This is a genomic window from Kordia jejudonensis (assembly GCF_001005315.1).
Lineage (GTDB): Bacteria > Bacteroidota > Bacteroidia > Flavobacteriales > Flavobacteriaceae > Kordia > Kordia jejudonensis.
In genome coordinates this window covers 1-18,887 of the sequence record NZ_LBMG01000021.1, presented here as the reverse complement: position 1 = coordinate 18,887, position 18,887 = coordinate 1, and the positions used below count along the sequence as shown (strand labels likewise).

Below are 18,887 nucleotides of genomic sequence, written 5' to 3'. Positions count from 1 at the left end.
TGATCTTTTGTATTGAAATTCACATTAACTAGACAATTTTGCTTTTACAATGGAAGAAATTGTTTTTCCATCTGCTTGTCCAGCCAATTCTTTAGAAACGATGCCCATGACTTTTCCCATGTCTTTCATTCCTGATGCGCCGATATCGTCGATCGTCATGACCACTACTTTTTCAATTTCTTCTTCGCTCAAAGCTTCTGGTAAAAATTGACTAATTACTTCCGCTTGATCGATTTCAGGAAGAGCTAAATCTTTTCTATCCTGCTCCAAATATATTGCCGCGCTATCTTTGCGTTGCTTTACTAGTTTTTGTAATATTTTAATTTCGTCAGCTTCTGATAATTCTTCTCCTGAACCACTTGTTTTTGCTAGTAATAGTTCTGATTTTACAGCGCGTAATGCTGCTAAAGCGGTTTGATCTTTAGCTTTCATCGCCGTTTTCATCGCCGTCATTATATCTTGTTGTAATCCCATGATATTTTTTATTTTATTGCTGTGAAGGTAAAAAAATTAAACCCGGAAATAGAACAGCAACTCCCGGGTCTAAAAAACATATATAATAGTACTAAATCTAATTAGTCAACATTGTCGTGCAAGAAAGAATTGTTGTTTCTTAATTGCATATCATCATTACTATCCGTACCTAAACTGGTGCGGGAAGCTGTGTCTGATGATGTATTTTCATTTAATTCAATTCCTGCTCTTTTATAAGCTGGTTGCTTCTCAATTTCTTCAATACGAGAAACACTATTGTTGAATTTATAATTGAATTCTTTTAGCTTTTTTCTACGTTCGTCAGCTCTGTTTTTTAAGCTTTCTTCAATCGTCGCGTTAAACGGATCAGCTTCTGCTTCATTTGCAACTTCTTCAACGGATTCTGCCACAATCTTTTTCTCAAAAACAATGCCATCTTCAGCAGCTTGAGGAATATTTTTTTCAGCCGAAGCTTCTTCCTCCATATAGTCATCTAAACTGTAACGCGTAACACCTTTGTCATGAACTTCTGTCACAGGAATTACTTCCACATGATCGTTTACTTCTATAGATTTTACCTCTTCAGAAGTGAGTTCAAATTTAATAATATTTTCTTCTTTTTCAGGCGTTTCTTCTACAGAATTTGCTAAAGGCATATCAAATGTAAAAGCAATCTGATTTTCTTCTTCTTTTGTTTCAGCAACTACGAATTCAGGCTCATTTACGTGCATGTTACGAACTTCATCCGTCATAGAAGTAATGATAAATTCTTCTTCAACCTGCGCTTTTGGAGCTTTTACTTCTTCATATACAACATTGATATTTTTGATAATTTCCGATGTAGGAATCAAATTCAGTGTTGCAGTATCATCTATTAATGTATGACGAACTACTTCTGTTTTCTTTGGCGGAACTGCTTCCGTAGGTGTTTGCACAGGAATGCTTGGCGTTACTACAGCCGTTGGCTTCGTTGTTAGATTTTGTACTGCACGTTGTTCATCTTCTAAGGTATGAATGATCTTTTTTGATTCCGTATTTACGATTTCATCTTGTTGATCTACATCAAAACCAGTAGCAATGATCGTTACCGAAATAGCATCTTCCAACGTTTCATCTTCTCCAACTCCCATGATGATGTTTGCTACTCCACCAGCTTCATTTTGAATGTGATCGTTGATTTCTCCGATTTCGTCAATTGTAATTTCTTCTGAACCAGAAACGATAAGCAACAGTACGTTTTTAGCTCCATCAATTTTATTATCATTTAGTAATGGAGAATCAAGCGCTTTCATGATGGCTTCATTTGCTCGGTTTGCACCAGATGCATTTGCAGATCCCATGATGGCTGTTCCACTATTTGATAATACTGTCTTTGCATCACGCAAGTCAATATTTTGCGTGTAGTGATGCGTTATTACTTCTGCAATTCCTCTGGAAGCTGTAGAAAGTACTTCATCCGCTTTAGAGAATCCTGCTTTGAAACCTAAGTTTCCGTATACTTCTCTTAGTTTGTCGTTATTGATCACAATGAGCGAATCGACATGCGAACGTAGTTTTTCAACTCCGATACGTGCTTGTGCATTTCGCATTTTTCCTTCAAACTTAAAAGGAATCGTGACAATACCAACCGTTAGTATGTCTTTATCTTTGGCAAGTTTTGCGATGACTGGTGCAGCTCCTGTTCCTGTTCCACCGCCCATTCCGGCAGTGATGAACACCATTTTTGTATTGGTATCGAGCATGACACCAATATCTTCAATACTTTCCAAAGCGGCTTTTTCTCCAACTTCAGGATTGGCACCTGCGCCAAGTCCTTCCGTAAGCGAAACTCCGAGTTGTATTTTGTTGGGAACTGGACTGTTTTGTAGCGCTTGCGAATCTGTATTACAGATGACAAAATCTACTCCCTTTATTCCTTGTTGGAACATGTGGTTGATGGCATTACTTCCGCCACCGCCTACACCGATCACTTTTATTACATTTGATTGGTTTTTTGGCAAATCAAATGAAATGTTTCCGAATTCTGTGTTGCTACTCATAATTCTTTAACTGGTTTTTTATTATTCTGCGTTATCTAAAAAATCTTTCAACTTATCGGCCCATTTTTCAAAGATCGACTTTCGTTCTTTTTTGGGTTCCGATTGTATTGGAGCACTGGTATTGGTATGTTCTGCGTTGTCTTCGCTAGCATATTCTGCTTCTGAAACTGTTTCTGTAGGTGATTCCACAACTTCTTCTTCAACAACGACTTTTGATTGGTTTTCTACTGCATTCATTACTAATCCGACAGCTGTTGCATATAATGGACTTGCCATTTCTGCATCAGAATCTCCTGCCAAATGTTCGTTTGGATAGCCAATTCTGGTATCCATTCCTGTAATGTATTCTACTAATTGTTTTAAGTGATTTAGTTGACTTCCGCCACCTGTAAGCACTATTCCTGCAATTAGTTTTTTCTTTTGTTCTTCATGTCCGTAGTTTTTGATTTCTAAGAATGCTTGTTCTATGATTTCAACTACACGAGCATGAATTATTTTTGAGAGATTTTTTAAGGTAATCTCTTTGGGTTCTCTTCCTCGTAATCCAGGAATTGACACGATTTCATTGTCTTTGTTTTCTCCTGGCCAAGCAGATCCAAATTTTATTTTGAGCAATTCTGCTTGTTTTTCTATGATGGAACAACCTTCTTTGATATCTTCCGTGATGACGTTTCCACCAAATGGAATTACCGCTGTATGACGAATGATTCCATCTTTAAAAATGGCCAAATCTGTGGTTCCACCTCCAATATCAATTAATGCAACTCCTGCTTCTTTTTCTTCCTGACTTAGTACTGCATTTGCAGATGCTAACGGTTCTAGTGTAATTCCAGCTAAACCTAAGCCTGAACTTTTTACACATCTTCCAATGTTTCTGATGGATGATACTTGCCCAACAACCACGTGGAAATTGGCTTCTAATCGTCCACCATACATTCCTATCGGTTCTTTTATTTCGGCTTGACCGTCAACTTTGTATTCTTGCGGAAGCACATGAATTATTTCTTCACCAGGAAGCATGACAAGTTTGTATACTTGATTGATTAGCAAATCAATATCTTCTTCATCTATAACTTCGTCTGCGTTGGTACGCGTAATGTAATCGCTGTGTTGTAGACTACGAATATGCTGTCCTGCAATTCCAACTACAACTTCTGTTATTTTCAAATCGGAAACACTTTCAGCTTCTTGAACGGCTTGCTGTATGGATTGTATGGTTTGTGTAATATTGTTTACGACACCACGATGCACACCCAAACTCTTGGATTTTCCTACTCCAAGAATTTCGAGCTTACCGTATTCATTTTTTCGCCCAATCATTGCCACAATTTTTGTGGTTCCTATGTCTAATCCTACTGCGATGTTATTGTTTTCCATGACTTATTTTTTGGTGCATACTACTTGATTGGTAAATTTTAAATCAACTTTCGCATAACTATCGAGCGTTTTATCTTTTACAGCTTTTTTGTAAAACGCTTTCAGGTTATTCACCTTCTTTTCTATGTGTTCAACTTTACCAAATAACACAACGAAATCATTCGCTCTTAATTTTAGATTGAATGTATAATTTTCGTTTTGTACAATGGCGATAATATTCTTTTTTAGAAAATCATCTTCAGCGATAAATTTTGCTAACGTATATACGTCATTCAACTTCTTTTTATCAATTTTTCCTTCCACAAAAGGAACATGCGCTGCCGAAACTTTGGACAACGGCATCAGTTTCCCTTCTGAATCAATATAAAAAGAGTCATTAGCTGCGATACGTGCAATTGGTGTTCGCTGTTTTATTTTTGCACCAAGAGTCCCATTTACAGATAGATACACTTCTGCATCTTGAATCATTTCGTTCGCACGTAAACGTTCCTCTAGAACATCCAAATCTAACTGATCTTTTCGTATGTTCGTAACACTATCGTTATTTTGTATTAACAATTTATTAACCATCGATCTTGTGATGAAATATTGCTCTCCATCAAGGTATTTTATGTCTGGATTTCCAACAACACGCGCTGCATTTCTATTCGCCGAAAAGGCATATAGAAATATCAAAACTGCAGCTACAGTGATTCCTTTTATGAGATTCCAATTAATTTTCAATTGTTAGTTTGTTTTTTATTTTTTCAACTTCTGCTCCTATATCGCCAGCGCCAACTGTGAGTAATACATCCGTTTTAATATTTTTTATATGATCGATTAAATTTTCTTTAGTGACCAATTGTTTTTGATCGTTTTTTATTTTGCTTAATAACCAACTTGAGGTAATTCCTTCTATTGGTTTTTCCCTTGCGGGATAGATCTCTAAGAGAATGATTTCATCAAATTGTGCTAAACTTTCTGCAAATTCGTCTGCAAAATCTTTTGTTCTGCTAAATAGATGTGGCTGAAATATGGCCGTTATTTTTTTAGCTGGATACATTTCTCGAACCGCTTGATGCAGTGCGTTTATTTCCGTTGGATGATGTGCATAATCGTCAATAAATACAAAATCATCCGTTTTTATTTGATAGGAAAATCTACGTTGCACACCTTTAAAACTTTTTAGGGCTTTGGCGAGGCGGTCGGTTGGGGTTCCTATTTTTTCCGCCATCGCAAAAGCTACTAGACCGTTTAACAAGTTGTGTCGTCCGGGCAAATGAAATTGCACATCTTCAATGATTTCAGAAGGTGTTACAATGTCAAACACATAAGCACCATCTCGAATGCTTATGTTTTTTATATGATAATTAGATGTTTCTTTGAATCCGTAGGTGATTCCATCTAACTGAATATCTTCATGTACAAATAACTTTCCATTTGGCTTGATGCATTTTGTGAATGCTATAAACGAATCGAGCAATGCTTCTTTTTCGCCATAGATATCCAAATGATCAGCATCAGTTGATGTGATGCAAGCAATATCTGGCGAAAGCTGTAAAAACGAACGATCGAACTCATCCGCTTCCACGACTGTTATTTCGTTTCCTTTTAGAATGAGGTTCGAATTGTAATTTTCAGCAATTCCACCTAAAAAAGCAGTCACATCCGTTCCCGATTCCGCTAATAAATGCCCTAATATGCTTGAAGTGGTCGTTTTTCCATGTGTTCCAGCAACTCCCAAACAATAGGTGTCTTTTGTGATGTGTCCTAAAATTTCAGCTCTTTTGTATATGTTAAAATCATGTTGCCTGAAATACGTCAGCTCCGAATGTGTACTCGGAATTGCTGGCGTATACACAATGATCGTGTTTTCTTTATTTAGATATTCAGCAGGAATTTTGTTTACATTATCATCTGTTGAAACCTGAATTCCCAAAGCTTCGAGTGCCTTGGTAATTTCAGTTTTCGTTTTGTCATAACCCGCTACATTTTTGTTGTTAAATTTGAAATAGCGCGCCAACGCAGACATGCCGATACCGCCAATGCCTACAAAATAAACGTTATGTATGTTTTTCAAATTCAACCTTTCTTACTTGTTTAATAATTTTTCTACTTCGTCAACAATGGTTGCCGTTGCGTTTGGCAAGGCTAATTTTTTGATTTCTCTGCCAAAATCTGCTTGCATTTTTTCCGACTTTAAGAGTTCTTCTATACACACTTCAAATTGTGCATCTAGCTCTTTTTCTTTGATTAATATTCCGCCACCTTTTTCCGTAATTGCTAATGCATTTTTGGTTTGATGATCTTCTGCTACATTTGGCGATGGAATGAATAGAACAGGTTTCCCAACAATGCACAATTCTGAAACTGAACTCGCGCCTGCACGTGAAATGATAATATCTGCCGCAGCATATGCCAAGTCCATTTTGTTAATGAATTGATGCACTTGTACATTGTCCGATTTATTGTGCTTGTTGTATTGTCCGTAATAGAATTTCCCGCATTGCCAAATCAGTTGTACGTTTTGTGCTGCAAAGAAATTGAGTTCTTTTTCTATTAATTGATTGATGCGTCTAGCACCTAAACTTCCGCCAATGATTAAGATTGTTTTTACATTTTCTTGTAATTGAAAAAAAGTTTGTGCTTCTGCCCTTTTTCCTTTTATTTCTAATAAATCTTGTCGTACAGGATTGCCTGTTTTGATGATTTTCTCTTTCGGAAAGAAACGCTCCATGTTGTCATAGGCAACACATATTTTTTGCACTTGCTTTGCCAGTAATTTATTTGTAATTCCTGCGTACGAATTTTGCTCTTGAATCAACGCTGGTATTTTTCTATTTGAAGCAACTTTTAGTAATGGACCACTTGCAAATCCGCCAGTTCCGATAACGACATCTGGCTGAAACTTTCGTATGATTTTGCGTGACTTCATCAGACTACTCATCAATTTTACTGGAAAGAGTAAGTTTTTTAATGTTAGTTTTCGTTGCAATCCTGAAATCCACAAACCTTCTATGTTGAAACCTGCTTTTGGCACTTTCTCCATTTCCATTCGGTCTTGTGCGCCCACAAATAGAAATTCTGATTCGGGATATCGTCTTTTTAGTTCGTTCGCAATCGCAATCGCAGGATAGATATGTCCTCCTGTGCCACCTCCTGAGAGTATGATTTTGTATGATTGCGCTTTGTTACTCATTTATTTTTTGTTCTTTGTCTTTTTGTTAATTTGTTTATTCATCAATTTGATCTAAAACTTCTCAATACTCCTATCTCATTACTCAATACTTTCTTTTTATAATGCTTCACTCAAAACTGCCAACGGGTTTTCTTCTTTTTCTTTTTGCTCCAAGAGTTCTTCACGTTTTTTACTAACACTTAATACAATTCCGATTGCCAAACAAGTCATCCAAATGGACGTTCCTCCACTACTAATTAATGGCAAGGTTTGTCCTGTAACTGGAAATAATTCTACCGCAACCGCCATATTTATCAATGCCTGAAATACGATTGGCAAACCGACACCAATGGCTAGCAATTTTCCAAATATGGTATCTGCCTTGTGCGCTACAATCACAATTCGAAATAGCAATAAGAGGTATAAAAAGAGCAGTGATAATGCTCCGATTAAGCCATATTCTTCCACAATAATTGCATAGATAAAATCTGATGAACTTTGTGGCAATAAGTTTTTCATGACACTTTTTCCTGAACCCACTCCGACTAATCCACCGCTTGCAATGGCAATTTTTGCCCGTTCTATTTGATAGTTTGCTTCCGATTTTTCATTACTAGAAAAATTTTCAATTCGTTTTACCCATGTATCAACACGATTTGGGAATGCACTTGGAAATGCTTTTGCCGCTAGAATAAACATCGTCAAACTCAACAAACCAACTCCAATAATTCCTAACAAATATTTCCAAGGATAACCTCCTAAGAAACACAACATCAACACCATTGAAAAGATGATTGCTGCTGTTGAAAAGTTTGCTGGCAATATGAGTCCAACTACTAAGAAAACAGGAATCCACAACGGCACAATTGTCTCTTTAAAATTGACAACTTTGTCTTTGACTCGCGACAGATATCTGGCTACATACATCAATAATACTACACTCGCTAAAGTTGATGTTTGAAATCTGATACCAACAAACGGAATCCGCATCCAACGACTTGCATTGGCACCACCTATGGTGTTTCCTTGTGCTAGCGTATATGCCAAGAACACCAACACTATCGGAATCATGATGATCGATAAACCTTTGAAATAGTGATACGGCATTCTGTGTACTCCATAAATGATGGCAAATCCTAAGAATAGATGCGACGCATGCTTGATGAGAAATTTTAACGTGTTTCCATCTCCGTATAAGTACGCCAAGTTGCTACTTGCGCTGTATACAGGTAAAAACGAGAATAACGCCAATAAGGCAACTACTGCCCAAAGTGCTTTGTCTCCTTTTATGTTTTTAAAGATGGCGTTCATGTTTTGTTTTTCGTTGTTTGTTGTTTGTTGTTTGTTGTTTGTTGTTTGTTGTTTGTTGTTTGAAAATACTTTATTAGTTCATTTTGAATACTTCTCGATACTAAATTTTTTCAAAATTTCACTCGAAGTGACGTTTACGTTTTATAGTTTTAATTTCGGTGTTCGGTGTTCGGTGTTCGTTATTCGTTATTCGTTATTCGTTATTCGTTATTCGTTATTTGAAAATACTTTATCCGTTTGGTTTCAAATGCTTCTCGATACTAAATTTTTTCAAAATTTCACTCGAAGTGACGTTTTACATAGTCAATTTCGCTATGATTACTACTAGCATTTGCACTTCACTATTTGTTATTCGTTATTTGAAAAAGCACTTTAACATTTAACATTCAGCATTTAAAATTTACTATTACAAGCTTCGCACTGCATTTTTAAATTGTGTCCCTCTGTCTTCATAGTTTTCGAATAAATCGAAACTTGCACAAGCTGGTGACAACAATACATTTTCTCCTTTTTCAGCTATTTTGTGTGCAATTTTTACCGCTTCACTCATGGAAGTTGTTTCAACCATTAAATCGGTTACTCTTCCGAAAGATTCAATAATTTTTGAATTGTCAACTCCTAAACAGATGATTGCTTTTACTTTTTCGTGTACTAATGGCAATAAATCTGAGTAATCGTTTCCTTTGTCAACACCTCCAACAATCCAAACCGTTTGCGTAGTCATGCTTTCTAATGCATAATATGTAGCGTTAATGTTGGTTGCTTTGGAATCATTGATGTATTGTACGTTTTGGATTTTTAGCACTTTCTCCAAACGATGTTCTACACCTTGAAATCCTGACATACTTTCACGTATGGTTTGTTTTCTGATGTTTAAAAGTTGTGCTACGGCTGATGCTGCCATTGCGTTTTTTGTGTTGTGTTTACCTTCTAGTGCTAGCGAGTCCGTCGGCATAGTTATTGTCTTATTTTGTATTGTTAGTATTATGTTTTTGTCTTGTATGTATGCGCCATTTTCAAGTTTTTTTTGTAATGAAAATGGTATTAATGTTGATTGTACAGGATGTTTTTCCAGCCAGTTTACTATTACCTCATCGTCTGCATCATATATTAGATAATCATCCGATGTTTGATTCATGGCAATTCTGAATTTAGACGCGATATAGTTTTCAAATTTGTATTCATATCGATCTAAATGATCTGGTGTAATGTTGGTTATTACAGCAATGTGTGGTTTGAAATCTACGATTCCATCTAATTGAAAACTGCTTATTTCCAACACATAGGAAGTGTAATTTTCTTCTGCCACTTGTTTTGCAAAACTATCGCCAATGTTTCCAGCCATTCCTACATTGAGTCCAGCTTGTTGTAACACATGATTCGTTAACATTGTTGTGGTAGTTTTCCCATTACTTCCTGTAATTCCAACTATAGTTGCTTCCGTATAGTTGGCAGCAAATTCTATTTCTGAGATTACTGGAATTCCGTTAGCGACTAATTGTTTTACTAATGGAACCGTATCTGGAATTCCTGGACTTTTCATGACCACATTTGCATTGAGAATCTTAGCTTCTGTATGCTGTTGCTCTTCCCATTCAATTTCAAACTGATTCAGAACGTTTTTGTAATGCGTTTTGATTGTTCCTTTATCCGAAACAAAAACTTCATAGCCTTTTTGCTTTCCTAAGATTGCAGTTCCTACACCGCTTTCTCCGCCTCCTAATATGACTAATCGTTGTTTTTGCACTACGTTTGTTATTCAAAGATTCAAGAATTCAAAATTCAAAGATTACATCCTCATTAATTTGCAACGCTCTCTTCTCTATTTTCTATTCTCTATTCTCTATTTTTCTATTTTCTCACTACTCAATTCTCAGCACTAGAATCTACCTAAGCTTCAATGTTACAATCGTTAGAATTGCTAATAAGATTCCAACAATCCAGAATCGGGTTACAATTTTACTTTCGTGATATCCTAGTTTTTGATAGTGATGATGTAATGGCGACATGAGAAATATTCTTTTTCCTTCTCCAAATTTCTTCCGTGTGTATTTGAAGTAACCTACTTGCAAAATCACCGATAGGTTTTCTGCTACGAAAATTCCACAAAGGATTGGAATTAACCATTCTTTACGAATGGCAATGGCAATTACTGCAATGATTCCTCCAATGGTTAAACTTCCCGTATCACCCATAAATACTTGTGCTGGATACGTATTGTACCATAAAAATCCGATCAACGCTCCAACAAATGCAGCAATGTATATGGTAATTTCTCCTGCTCTTGGAATGTACATCACATTGAGATATTCGGAGAAAATCACGTTTCCTGAAATCCACGCAAATATTCCTAATGTAAGTACAATAATGGCGGACGTACCTGCGGCGAGTCCGTCAATTCCGTCGGTAAGGTTTGCACCATTGGAAACTCCTGTAATGATAATTATGACAATTGGGATGAATATCAACCACGCATATTTTGCATAGTCTGGATTGATCCAAGTAATGAGTTTTGCATAGTCAATTTCGTTGTCTTTTACGAATGGAATTGTCGTTTTCATCGAACGTTTTTCTTCGCTAAATTTCTTTATTGGCGTGTTATCACTTGCTACAACTTCCTGCTGTTGACTTACAGGCAATTCTTCTCTAATCGTAACATCATTATGAAAAAATAACGTAGTTCCGACTATAATTCCCAATCCGACTTGCCCTAAAACTTTGAATTTTCCTTTGAGTCCATCTTTGTCGTTTTTAAACTTTTTGATATAATCATCTATGAACCCGATAATTCCCATCCAAATTGTTGTGACGATGAGCAAAATGATGTATATATTTTCAAGCTTTGCGAATAGCAATACAGGAATTAGTGTTGCCAAAATGATGATAAGTCCACCCATTGTTGGCGTTCCTGCTTTTTCTTTTTGTCCTGCCAATCCTAAGTCACGAACTGTTTCTCCAATTTGTTTGGTGCGTAAATATGCGATGATTCTTTTTCCATAAATGGTAGAAATCAACAACGAAAGAATGACAGCCATTGCTGCCCTGAAACTCAGGTAACCAAATAAGGAAGCTCCTGGAAACTGGTATTGTTTTTCGAGATATTCAAATAAGTAGTATAACATATTCTTTTGTTGTTGCTCGTTATTCGTTTAGGTTGTCTAAGATTTCTTTCGCGATTTTGTAATCATCAAAATCAGTTCGTTTTCCGTTTACTTCTTGATAGGTTTCATGTCCTTTTCCAGCAATGAGAATGATGTCATTTTCGTTTGCCATTTGACACGCCGTTTTTATCGCTTGCTTACGATCTGTAATCGAAAGTGTTTTTTTGTAATTCTGCGGTTCTACACCTTTTTCAATCGCATCAATGATTGCCATTGGATCTTCACTTCGTGGATTGTCTGACGTAAAGATTGCTTTTGTACTTAGCGTTGATGCAATGTTGCCCATTTTTGGACGTTTTGTCACATCGCGATCGCCACCACAACCAACAACAGTGATAAGTTGCTCGTTTCCTGTACGAATGTTATTGATGGTTTCCAGTACATTTTTCAAAGCATCTGGCGTATGTGCATAATCAACAATTGCTGTGATTTTATTTTTTGTGATGAAATATTCAAACCGACCGCTTACACTTTCAAGTTCACTAATCAATCGTAAGATTTCGATTTCTTCCAGTCCTAATAATTCTGCTGTAGCGTAAATAGACAACAGATTGTACGCGTTGAAACTTCCAATGAGTTTTGCCCAAACTTCGTTGTCATTTATTTTTAAAAGCAATCCTGCCAATCTGTTTTCTAAGATTTGTGCACGATAGTCCGCATAGGTTTTTAACGCGTATGTATATTTTTTGGCTTTGGTATTTTGCATCATTACCAAACCATTTTTATCGTCGATGTTTACCAAACAAAATGCTTCTTTTGGCAATTCGTCAAAGAATTTCTTTTTGACATCTCTGTATTCCGCAAACGTATCATGATAGTCTAAATGATCGTGTGATAAGTTTGTAAATATGCCACCTTGAAACGTGAGCCCAGCAGTTCTTTTTTGATGAATTCCGTGCGATGAAACTTCCATGAAGCAGTATTCTACACCTTCATGATTCATCATTTGTAAATACCTATTGATTGTTAATGAATCAGGCGTTGTGTGAGTCGCTTTGTATTCCGTATCATCCACCAAAATTTTTACCGTAGATAATAGTCCAACTTTGTAACCTGCTTTTTTGAATAGTTGATATAATAAGGTAGCAATTGTGGTTTTTCCGTTTGTACCTGTAACACCAATTAGCTTTAGATTTTCCGAAGGATTATCGTAATAGTTTGAAGCCATTATTGCCAGCGCACTACTTCCATTATCAACTTGTACATAGGTAATTCCGTTTACGATATTTTCAGGAATTTCTTCACACACAACAGCAATGGCACCTAATTTTATAGCCGCATCAATGTAACTGTGCCCGTCAACTTCATACCCTCTGATTGCTACAAATACATCATTTAGTTGCACTTGACGAGAATCAAAAACGAGTTCGCGTATCGCAATAGTCGTATCGCCTGTTACGGCTTCGATTTGCACTTTGTATAATATGTCTTTTAGTGTTTTCACGATAATTCTAGTACAATTCGTTTTTGTGCTCCTATTTTTTTACCCGCTTCCAAAGATTGTTTGGTTACTGTTCCGTTTCCTTTTATTTCTACACGCAATCCTAAGTTTTCTAATAGTGGAATGGCATCCATTGCAGGCATTCCGACAACATTAGGAATGATGGTTTCGTATTTTCTTGATTTTTCTAAATAGTCTTCAAAGCTTTTTTCTACAACTTTATCGACTTGATCAATTTTTTCTACTTGATCAAATATGGGCGTATCCGTATAGATTTTGTGTGCAATTTTCTTGAATACAGGTCCTGAAACGTCTGCTCCGTAATACCCAATACTTCTATCTGGTTCATGAATGACTACAATACATGAGTATTTTGGGTTTTCAACAGGAAAGAATCCTGAGAAAGTTGAAATGTATTCTTTGTTGTCTTTGATGATGTAATTTTTTTGACAGGTTCCCGTTTTTCCAGCCATCGAGAAATCGGGAGAATAGAGTCCGTTTCCTGTTCCGTGTTTTTTCTCCACTACATTTTGCATCATTTTTGTAACCTTCGCCACAGTTTCCTTGGAACAAATGGAAGGATTGATGACTTCTTTATCAAATACTTTTTCACTCGCATACCAGTTTTCACGAACTGCTTTTACAAATCGTGGACGTACCATTTCGCCGTCATTTGCAATGGCATTGTAAAACGTAAGTGTTTGTAGTGGCGTCAAAGAAACTCCGTATCCGAAAGCCATCCACGGAAGTGAAAGTCCATTCCAACCTTTATCATTTGGATGTGGAATTTTCGGCATTCCTTCTCCTGATATTGGTAAATCAAGTTGATCATTTAAACCCATATTGTATAAGCGATCCACAAATTTTTCAGGGTTTTTACCATAGAAATCTGTAATGATTTTTACAATTCCTGTATTTGAAGACAATTCGAAAGCTTCCGAAGCGGAGATTTTACCATATCCTCTTTTGTTTGAATCTTCTACTATGTCATTATAAAATTTCAGTCTTCCGTTTCCAGTATCCACTACATAATTGCTATCAATCACTCTGTCTTCCAGCGCAGCAACCATTGCCATAAGTTTGAATGTAGAACCTGGTTCATGTGATTCCCATACAGCATAGTTTCTACGTTCGTAATATTTCCCTTCTGGACTTCTTCCTAAGTTTGAAATGGCTTTGATTTCTCCCGTAGCTACTTCCATCACAACAACACATCCATGATCTGCTTTGTATTTTTCTAGCTGTTCTAATAAAGCATGATGCGCAATGTCTTGGATGTTTACATTGATCGTAGAAATGATATCAAAACCATCTTTTGGTTCCAACTCGTTATCTCCTGAAACTGGTTTCCATTGTCCTTTGGCAATTTTTTGTTCCAGACGTCTTCCTTCTTTTCCACGCAAGTATTCTCCAAAAGCTCCTTCAATTCCAATTCTGGTATAATGTCCTTCATCGTCTTTGCGTTCGTAACCTACCGTGCGTTCTGCGATTCTTCCAATTGGATGTTCACGAACCGTTTTTACTTTGTCGATAAACCCACCTTTATAGGCACCACGTTTGAAGATTGGAAATTGCTTGATGCGAATGTATTCTGAGTAGCTTAATTTTCGTGCAATTCGGAAGTATCTGCTTTTGTCTTTTCGCGCTTTACGCAGAATCTTTTCGTAATGAGAAGACGATTTATTGAACATTTTCGCCAACGAATCTGCTAATGGTTTTACATTTTCTACAAATACTTTTTCTTTTACCGTAACCGCATCAAAGAAGATGTCATATTTTGGAACTGATGTTGCCAATAAGCTTCCGTCATCGGCATATACATTTCCGCGACTTGGCGCAATAGTAGCATTACGGAAGGTTTGGTCTTGCGCCATTTCCTTGTACTTATCGCCATCTACAAATTGAATGTTGACTAGTTGCACTACAACCGCTATCGCGAAGAGAAACATACCTCCTGCGATAAAATATAAACGATTTAATATGTTTTTGTCGGTTACTGGCATTTATTTTATTGTTGTGACTTTACTCTAATTTTTTTTGGCGGATTTTCAGAAGGCGCCAATCCTTTTACGGCTACTTTTTCTGTGATGTACGATTCAAGTTTTAGTTGTTGCAATGTGGTCCGCGCATCTACAAATTCACTTTTCAGTTCTTTTACTTCATCATTGAGTTTCGCGATTTGATGCACTTTTTTGTCTGCCCAATGCGAACTTGCAATCATGATTAATGCTAAGAAGGAAGCAAATACAATGAACCGCCAATTTTTGATGGCATCATCATTAATAAGGAATCTACCTTTTAGTATGTCATAGATGTTTTTTTTCATCACTATAGACGTTCTGCTATTCTTAGTTTTGCGCTACGCGCTCTGTTGTTTGTTTTTATTTCTTCATTTGACGGAATGATGAGTTTTCCAACTTTTTTGAATGGCACTTCTACTCTTCCGTAAAAATCTTTTTCAGGTTCGCCTTCAAATAATCCGTTTCGTATGAATCGTTTTACCAAGCGATCTTCTAAAGAGTGATAACTGATCAAGCTAATTCTTCCTCCTTTATATAATATGTCTTGCGTTTGTAATAGAAATTCTTTTAACACTTCTATTTCTTGATTCACTTCTATCCGAATTGCCTGATAGATTTGCGCCAATACTTTATGTTCTCTATGTTTTGGCAAAAATTTACTTAACGCTACACGTAATTCTTCTGTTGTTTTAATGGGCGTTTCTGTTCTTACTTCTACGATGCGAGCTGCAATTGCTTTGGCATTTCGCACTTCTCCATATAATGATAGTATTGATCGCAACTCATTTTCTTCATATTCATTGACCACGTGAAATGCAGAAATTTCATCTTCTTGATTCATTCGCATGTCTAAATCAGCTTCAAATCGCAATGAAAATCCGCGTTCGGCAACATCAAATTGATGTGATGAAACACCGAAATCGCCTAAAATTCCATCTACCTTTTTTACACCGTAAAAGCGTAAAAACTTTTTTAAGTGTTTAAAGTTTTGATTGATGAGCGTAAATCTTGGATCATCAATTGCATTTTCTAAGGCATCTTGATCTTGATCAAAGGCGAATAATTTTCCTTTTTCTCCTAATCGGCTCAAAATTTCTTTTGAATGTCCGCCGCCACCAAAAGTCACATCAACATACACTCCATCTTCTTTGATGTTGAGTCCATCAACCGTTTCTTTCAGTAAAACTGGATTATGATATTCCATCTGCATCGTCATTTCCCATTACTTCTTCTGCTAAATCTGCTATATTTTCTGGCGAATCATTTATTACCTCTTCATATTTTTCCTTGTCCCAGATTTCGATAATATTGATTGCTGACGACAGTACTATTTCTTTTTTGATGCCTGCAATTCCTATTAAATCCTTCGGAATTAGCAAACGTCCAGCTGCATCAATTTCAATGATTTTGACACCTGCTGTAAATTTTCTAATGAAATCATTGTTCTTTTTTCGAAAACGATTCAAGCCATTTACTTCTTTCATCGCTTCGTGCCATTCCGCCATCGGATACAATTCTAAACAGGCTTCAAACAAGCTTCGTTTTACCACAAAACCTTCCTGCAACACAGGAGACAACTGCTTTTTTATGGCAGCTGGCACAAGCATTCGCCCTTTGGCGTCAACTTTGCATTCGTATGTTCCGATTAGATTTATCACTTCTGAATGTGGTTTATACACTTTAAGATTCAAATATATTGAAAATTTTACCACATTTTACCACTTTTTACCACATTGTTAATAAATTTTTCATTTTTGGGCTTAAAAAAGGGATAACTAAACTGAAAATCAACTTTTTGATTCGTGGTAAAAAGCGTTAAAACGACCGTTTATTTGTGTTATTTTTTTTGTGTTTTGATACATTTAAAAAAAAGCCCGCTAATAATTACGAAATGCCTATATTTGTCTCTTGTTAAAAACTGATAGCCGTTAATGAAAGAAAGCTTTAAAAAGGAAGGTAAATTCAATTATCTCGAAGTAGGAGAAGGAACACCTATCGTTATTTTACATGGCTTAATGGGCGGATTGAGCAATTTTGAAGCTGTAACTGATAGTTTTTCAGCAAAAGGATACAAGATCTTAATTCCCGAATTGCCTATTTACACGATGCCTCTTTTGAAGACAAATGTGAAGAATTTCGCAAAATATGTCAAAGAATTCGTGCTACACAAACAACTCGACAAAGTTATTTTACTTGGAAATTCGCTTGGCGGTCACATTGGGTTGCTTACTACAAAATTGTACCCTGAATTGGTCAAAGGTTTAGTTATTACTGGAAGTTCTGGATTGTACGAAAGTGCCATGGGCGACGGATATCCTAAACGTGGCGATTACGAGTTTATTAAGAAGAAAAGTGAAGATGTTTTTTACGATCCTGAAGTAGCCACTAAAGAGATTGTTGATGAAGTTTTTGCAACCGTAAACGACCGAAGTAAGTTGGTAAAAACATTGGCAATTGCTAAGAGCGCCATTCGCCATAATATGGGGAAAGATTTACCAAAAATGAACATTCCTACAGGAATTATTTGGGGAAAAAATGACACTGTTACGCCACCAAATGTTGCGGAAGAATTTCATGAATTGTTACCTGATTCAGATTTGTATTGGATTGATAAATGTGGGCACGCTCCTATGATGGAACATCCAAAAGAATTTAACGAGCATTTGCAAGATTGGCTCTCAAAACGCAACTTTTAATCGTTATGAAAATAAAGTCAGCTGAGTTTGTCATGAGTAATTCGGATGTTGCAAAATGTCCCAAAAATCCGATTCCCGAATACGCTTTTATTGGGCGTTCGAATGTTGGAAAGTCTTCGTTGATCAACATGCTCACACAGCGTAAAAGTTTAGCAAAAACTTCTGGAAGACCTGGAAAAACACAGTTAATTAATCATTTTAAGATAAATGACGAGTGGTTTTTGGTCGATTTACCAGGTTATGGATATGCGCGGGTTTCTAAAAGCACAAAGCGTGTTTTTCAAAAATTTATTACCGAATATTTTAATAAAAGAAGGCAATTAGTTTGTGCCTTTGTGTTGGTTGATATTCGTCATGATCCGCAAAAAGTCGATTTGGAATTTATGCAATGGTTGGGTGAAAATCAGATTCCATTTTGTATTATTTTCACAAAAGTAGACAAGTTGCGTCCTTCACAAATTGATAAACACGTGAATTCGTATCGTGAAAAGTTATTGGAAGATGTTTGGGAAGAAATGCCTCAATATTTTATTACTTCTGCATCAAAAGCTATTGGGCGTGATGATGTGTTAGACTATATCAGTCAAATTAATCAGGATTTGAAAAATTCATAGATTTCGTTTTCGTTTCTATCAAACGAATTAATTCTTCTGTAGTTTCTATTTTTTCTATTTCACTTTTTGGAATCCATTCTCGTAACTTCTCGTTTTCTTGAATTAGAATTACAGGATATTTTGTTTCAATTGCCTTATATGAAGCTTCAAATTCATCAGTGTGTAAAAATTCTAACGGAAGCTTTGTTGTTTCGCGAAAGCGTTTCCATTGTTCATTTTCTGAAAATGTATCGTGCGTAATGGAGCACAATTTACATTGATATGTTTTTGGACTGATTAATTTGTGCGCTACATCGAGTAAACTGTTGAGCGTTCCTGATTTCGCGTTGTATATGAATAGTATTTTGGGCATTGGGTTTTAGGTTTTGGGTTAATTGATAGTTCTAAATTCTTTGTTTTTTGTTCTTTGTTCAGTTGAAATTGATCTTCATTTAACATTTATAATTTCAAAATTAGTTGTTCGTTGTTCGTTGTTAGTTGTTCGTTATTAGTTATTTGTTCTTTGTTCAGTTGAAATTGATCTTCATTTAACATTTATAATTTCAAAATTCATAATTAAGTTACTTGCATCTCGACTGCGCTCGATGTTGTAAAGG

Annotated in this window: 17 protein-coding genes; 2 read left to right on the top strand and 15 right to left on the bottom strand. The window is 36.1% G+C overall.

Translation table 11 applies throughout. The features are described from left to right. Positions 1-24 precede the first annotated feature (24 nt). The 14 genes from AA089_RS11365 to mraZ all read right to left on the bottom strand — a co-directional run bounded on the left by AA089_RS11365 (position 25) and on the right by mraZ (position 16,639). Positions 25-474 carry a GatB/YqeY domain-containing protein gene (locus AA089_RS11365; RefSeq protein ID WP_046757074.1) on the bottom strand — a complete coding sequence of 150 codons (450 nt, stop codon included), beginning with the start codon at positions 472-474 and terminating at the stop codon, positions 25-27. A 101-nt stretch (positions 475-575) separates the two neighbouring features. Next, entirely contained in the window at positions 576-2,513 is a 1,938-nt protein-coding gene (gene ftsZ, locus AA089_RS11360; RefSeq protein WP_046757073.1) for a cell division protein FtsZ, read from the bottom strand. A gap of 21 nt (positions 2,514-2,534) precedes the next feature. Next, positions 2,535-3,890: a cell division protein FtsA gene (ftsA, locus tag AA089_RS11355; protein WP_046757072.1), complete on the bottom strand. Its 1,356-nt coding sequence runs from the start codon at positions 3,888-3,890 to the stop codon at positions 2,535-2,537. Between the two features lie 3 nt (positions 3,891-3,893). Then, on the bottom strand, positions 3,894-4,613 hold the full coding sequence (locus tag AA089_RS11350) for a cell division protein FtsQ/DivIB (RefSeq protein WP_046757071.1): 720 nt from the start codon (positions 4,611-4,613) through the stop codon (positions 3,894-3,896). After that, the gene (murC, locus tag AA089_RS11345; protein WP_046757070.1) at positions 4,603-5,955 is read right to left on the bottom strand and encodes a UDP-N-acetylmuramate--L-alanine ligase; all 1,353 of its coding nucleotides are present in this window, start codon (positions 5,953-5,955) and stop codon (positions 4,603-4,605) included. Before murC ends, AA089_RS11350 begins: the two co-directional genes overlap by 11 nt. Before the next feature lie 6 nt (positions 5,956-5,961). After that, entirely contained in the window at positions 5,962-7,068 is a 1,107-nt protein-coding gene (murG, locus tag AA089_RS11340) for an undecaprenyldiphospho-muramoylpentapeptide beta-N-acetylglucosaminyltransferase (protein ID WP_046757069.1), read from the bottom strand. A 96-nt stretch (positions 7,069-7,164) separates the two neighbouring features. Beyond that, entirely contained in the window at positions 7,165-8,358 is a 1,194-nt protein-coding gene (locus AA089_RS11335; RefSeq protein WP_046757068.1) for an FtsW/RodA/SpoVE family cell cycle protein, read from the bottom strand. Between the two features lie 406 nt (positions 8,359-8,764). Next, complete coding sequence (gene murD / locus AA089_RS11330; protein ID WP_046757067.1) at positions 8,765-10,105, bottom strand: UDP-N-acetylmuramoyl-L-alanine--D-glutamate ligase; 1,341 nt, start codon at positions 10,103-10,105, stop codon at positions 8,765-8,767. Positions 10,106-10,244: 139 nt separating this feature from the next. Continuing rightward, positions 10,245-11,480, bottom strand: a complete 1,236-nt coding sequence (gene mraY, locus AA089_RS11325; protein ID WP_046757066.1) for a phospho-N-acetylmuramoyl-pentapeptide-transferase — start codon at positions 11,478-11,480, stop codon at positions 10,245-10,247. Between the two features lie 19 nt (positions 11,481-11,499). Further along, the gene (locus tag AA089_RS11320; RefSeq protein ID WP_046757065.1) at positions 11,500-12,963 is read right to left on the bottom strand and encodes a UDP-N-acetylmuramoyl-L-alanyl-D-glutamate--2,6-diaminopimelate ligase; all 1,464 of its coding nucleotides are present in this window, start codon (positions 12,961-12,963) and stop codon (positions 11,500-11,502) included. Next, positions 12,960-14,963, bottom strand: coding sequence for a penicillin-binding protein (locus AA089_RS11315; protein WP_046757064.1), 2,004 nt, complete (start codon positions 14,961-14,963; stop codon positions 12,960-12,962). Before AA089_RS11315 ends, AA089_RS11320 begins: the two co-directional genes overlap by 4 nt. 5 nt (positions 14,964-14,968) lie before the next feature. Then, the gene (locus AA089_RS11310) at positions 14,969-15,286 is read right to left on the bottom strand and encodes an FtsL-like putative cell division protein (RefSeq protein WP_046757063.1); all 318 of its coding nucleotides are present in this window, start codon (positions 15,284-15,286) and stop codon (positions 14,969-14,971) included. A gap of 2 nt (positions 15,287-15,288) precedes the next feature. Then, the gene (gene rsmH / locus AA089_RS11305; RefSeq protein WP_046757062.1) at positions 15,289-16,185 is read right to left on the bottom strand and encodes a 16S rRNA (cytosine(1402)-N(4))-methyltransferase RsmH; all 897 of its coding nucleotides are present in this window, start codon (positions 16,183-16,185) and stop codon (positions 15,289-15,291) included. Continuing rightward, positions 16,172-16,639, bottom strand: coding sequence for a division/cell wall cluster transcriptional repressor MraZ (mraZ, locus tag AA089_RS11300; RefSeq protein ID WP_046757146.1), 468 nt, complete (start codon positions 16,637-16,639; stop codon positions 16,172-16,174). The genes rsmH and mraZ overlap by 14 nt, the downstream gene beginning before the upstream one ends. Before the next feature lie 273 nt (positions 16,640-16,912). Here mraZ and AA089_RS11295 point away from each other — a divergent pair, with 273 nt between their 5' ends. Both AA089_RS11295 and yihA read left to right on the top strand, forming a co-directional pair. Further along, positions 16,913-17,677: an alpha/beta fold hydrolase gene (locus tag AA089_RS11295; protein ID WP_046757061.1), complete on the top strand. Its 765-nt coding sequence runs from the start codon at positions 16,913-16,915 to the stop codon at positions 17,675-17,677. A gap of 5 nt (positions 17,678-17,682) precedes the next feature. Then, a complete protein-coding gene (gene yihA / locus AA089_RS11290; protein WP_046757060.1) occupies positions 17,683-18,291 on the top strand; it encodes a ribosome biogenesis GTP-binding protein YihA/YsxC in 609 nt (202 codons plus the stop codon). Here the strand turns inward: yihA and AA089_RS11285 are convergent. After that, a complete protein-coding gene (locus tag AA089_RS11285) occupies positions 18,266-18,643 on the bottom strand; it encodes a hypothetical protein (protein WP_046757059.1) in 378 nt (125 codons plus the stop codon). The genes yihA and AA089_RS11285 overlap by 26 nt on opposite strands. Between the last annotated feature and the right edge of the window lie 244 nt (positions 18,644-18,887).

What these genes read in the sequence shown, in the direction of transcription:
- AA089_RS11365 (WP_046757074.1), bottom strand. Translation starts at nt 474, where the DNA reads ATGGGATTACAACAAGATATAATGACGGCGATGAAAACGGCGATGAAA.
- ftsZ (WP_046757073.1), bottom strand. Translation starts at nt 2,513, where the DNA reads ATGAGTAGCAACACAGAATTCGGAAACATTTCATTTGATTTGCCAAAA.
- ftsA (WP_046757072.1), bottom strand. Translation starts at nt 3,890, where the DNA reads ATGGAAAACAATAACATCGCAGTAGGATTAGACATAGGAACCACAAAA.
- murG (WP_046757069.1), bottom strand. Translation starts at nt 7,068, where the DNA reads ATGAGTAACAAAGCGCAATCATACAAAATCATACTCTCAGGAGGTGGC.
- AA089_RS11335 (WP_046757068.1), bottom strand. Translation starts at nt 8,358, where the DNA reads ATGAACGCCATCTTTAAAAACATAAAAGGAGACAAAGCACTTTGGGCA.
- mraY (WP_046757066.1), bottom strand. Translation starts at nt 11,480, where the DNA reads ATGTTATACTACTTATTTGAATATCTCGAAAAACAATACCAGTTTCCA.
- AA089_RS11315 (WP_046757064.1), bottom strand. Translation starts at nt 14,963, where the DNA reads ATGCCAGTAACCGACAAAAACATATTAAATCGTTTATATTTTATCGCA.
- AA089_RS11310 (WP_046757063.1), bottom strand. Translation starts at nt 15,286, where the DNA reads ATGAAAAAAAACATCTATGACATACTAAAAGGTAGATTCCTTATTAAT.
- rsmH (WP_046757062.1), bottom strand. Translation starts at nt 16,185, where the DNA reads ATGGAATATCATAATCCAGTTTTACTGAAAGAAACGGTTGATGGACTC.
- AA089_RS11295 (WP_046757061.1), top strand. Translation starts at nt 16,913, where the DNA reads ATGAAAGAAAGCTTTAAAAAGGAAGGTAAATTCAATTATCTCGAAGTA.
- yihA (WP_046757060.1), top strand. Translation starts at nt 17,683, where the DNA reads ATGAAAATAAAGTCAGCTGAGTTTGTCATGAGTAATTCGGATGTTGCA.
- AA089_RS11285 (WP_046757059.1), bottom strand. Translation starts at nt 18,643, where the DNA reads ATGCCCAAAATACTATTCATATACAACGCGAAATCAGGAACGCTCAAC.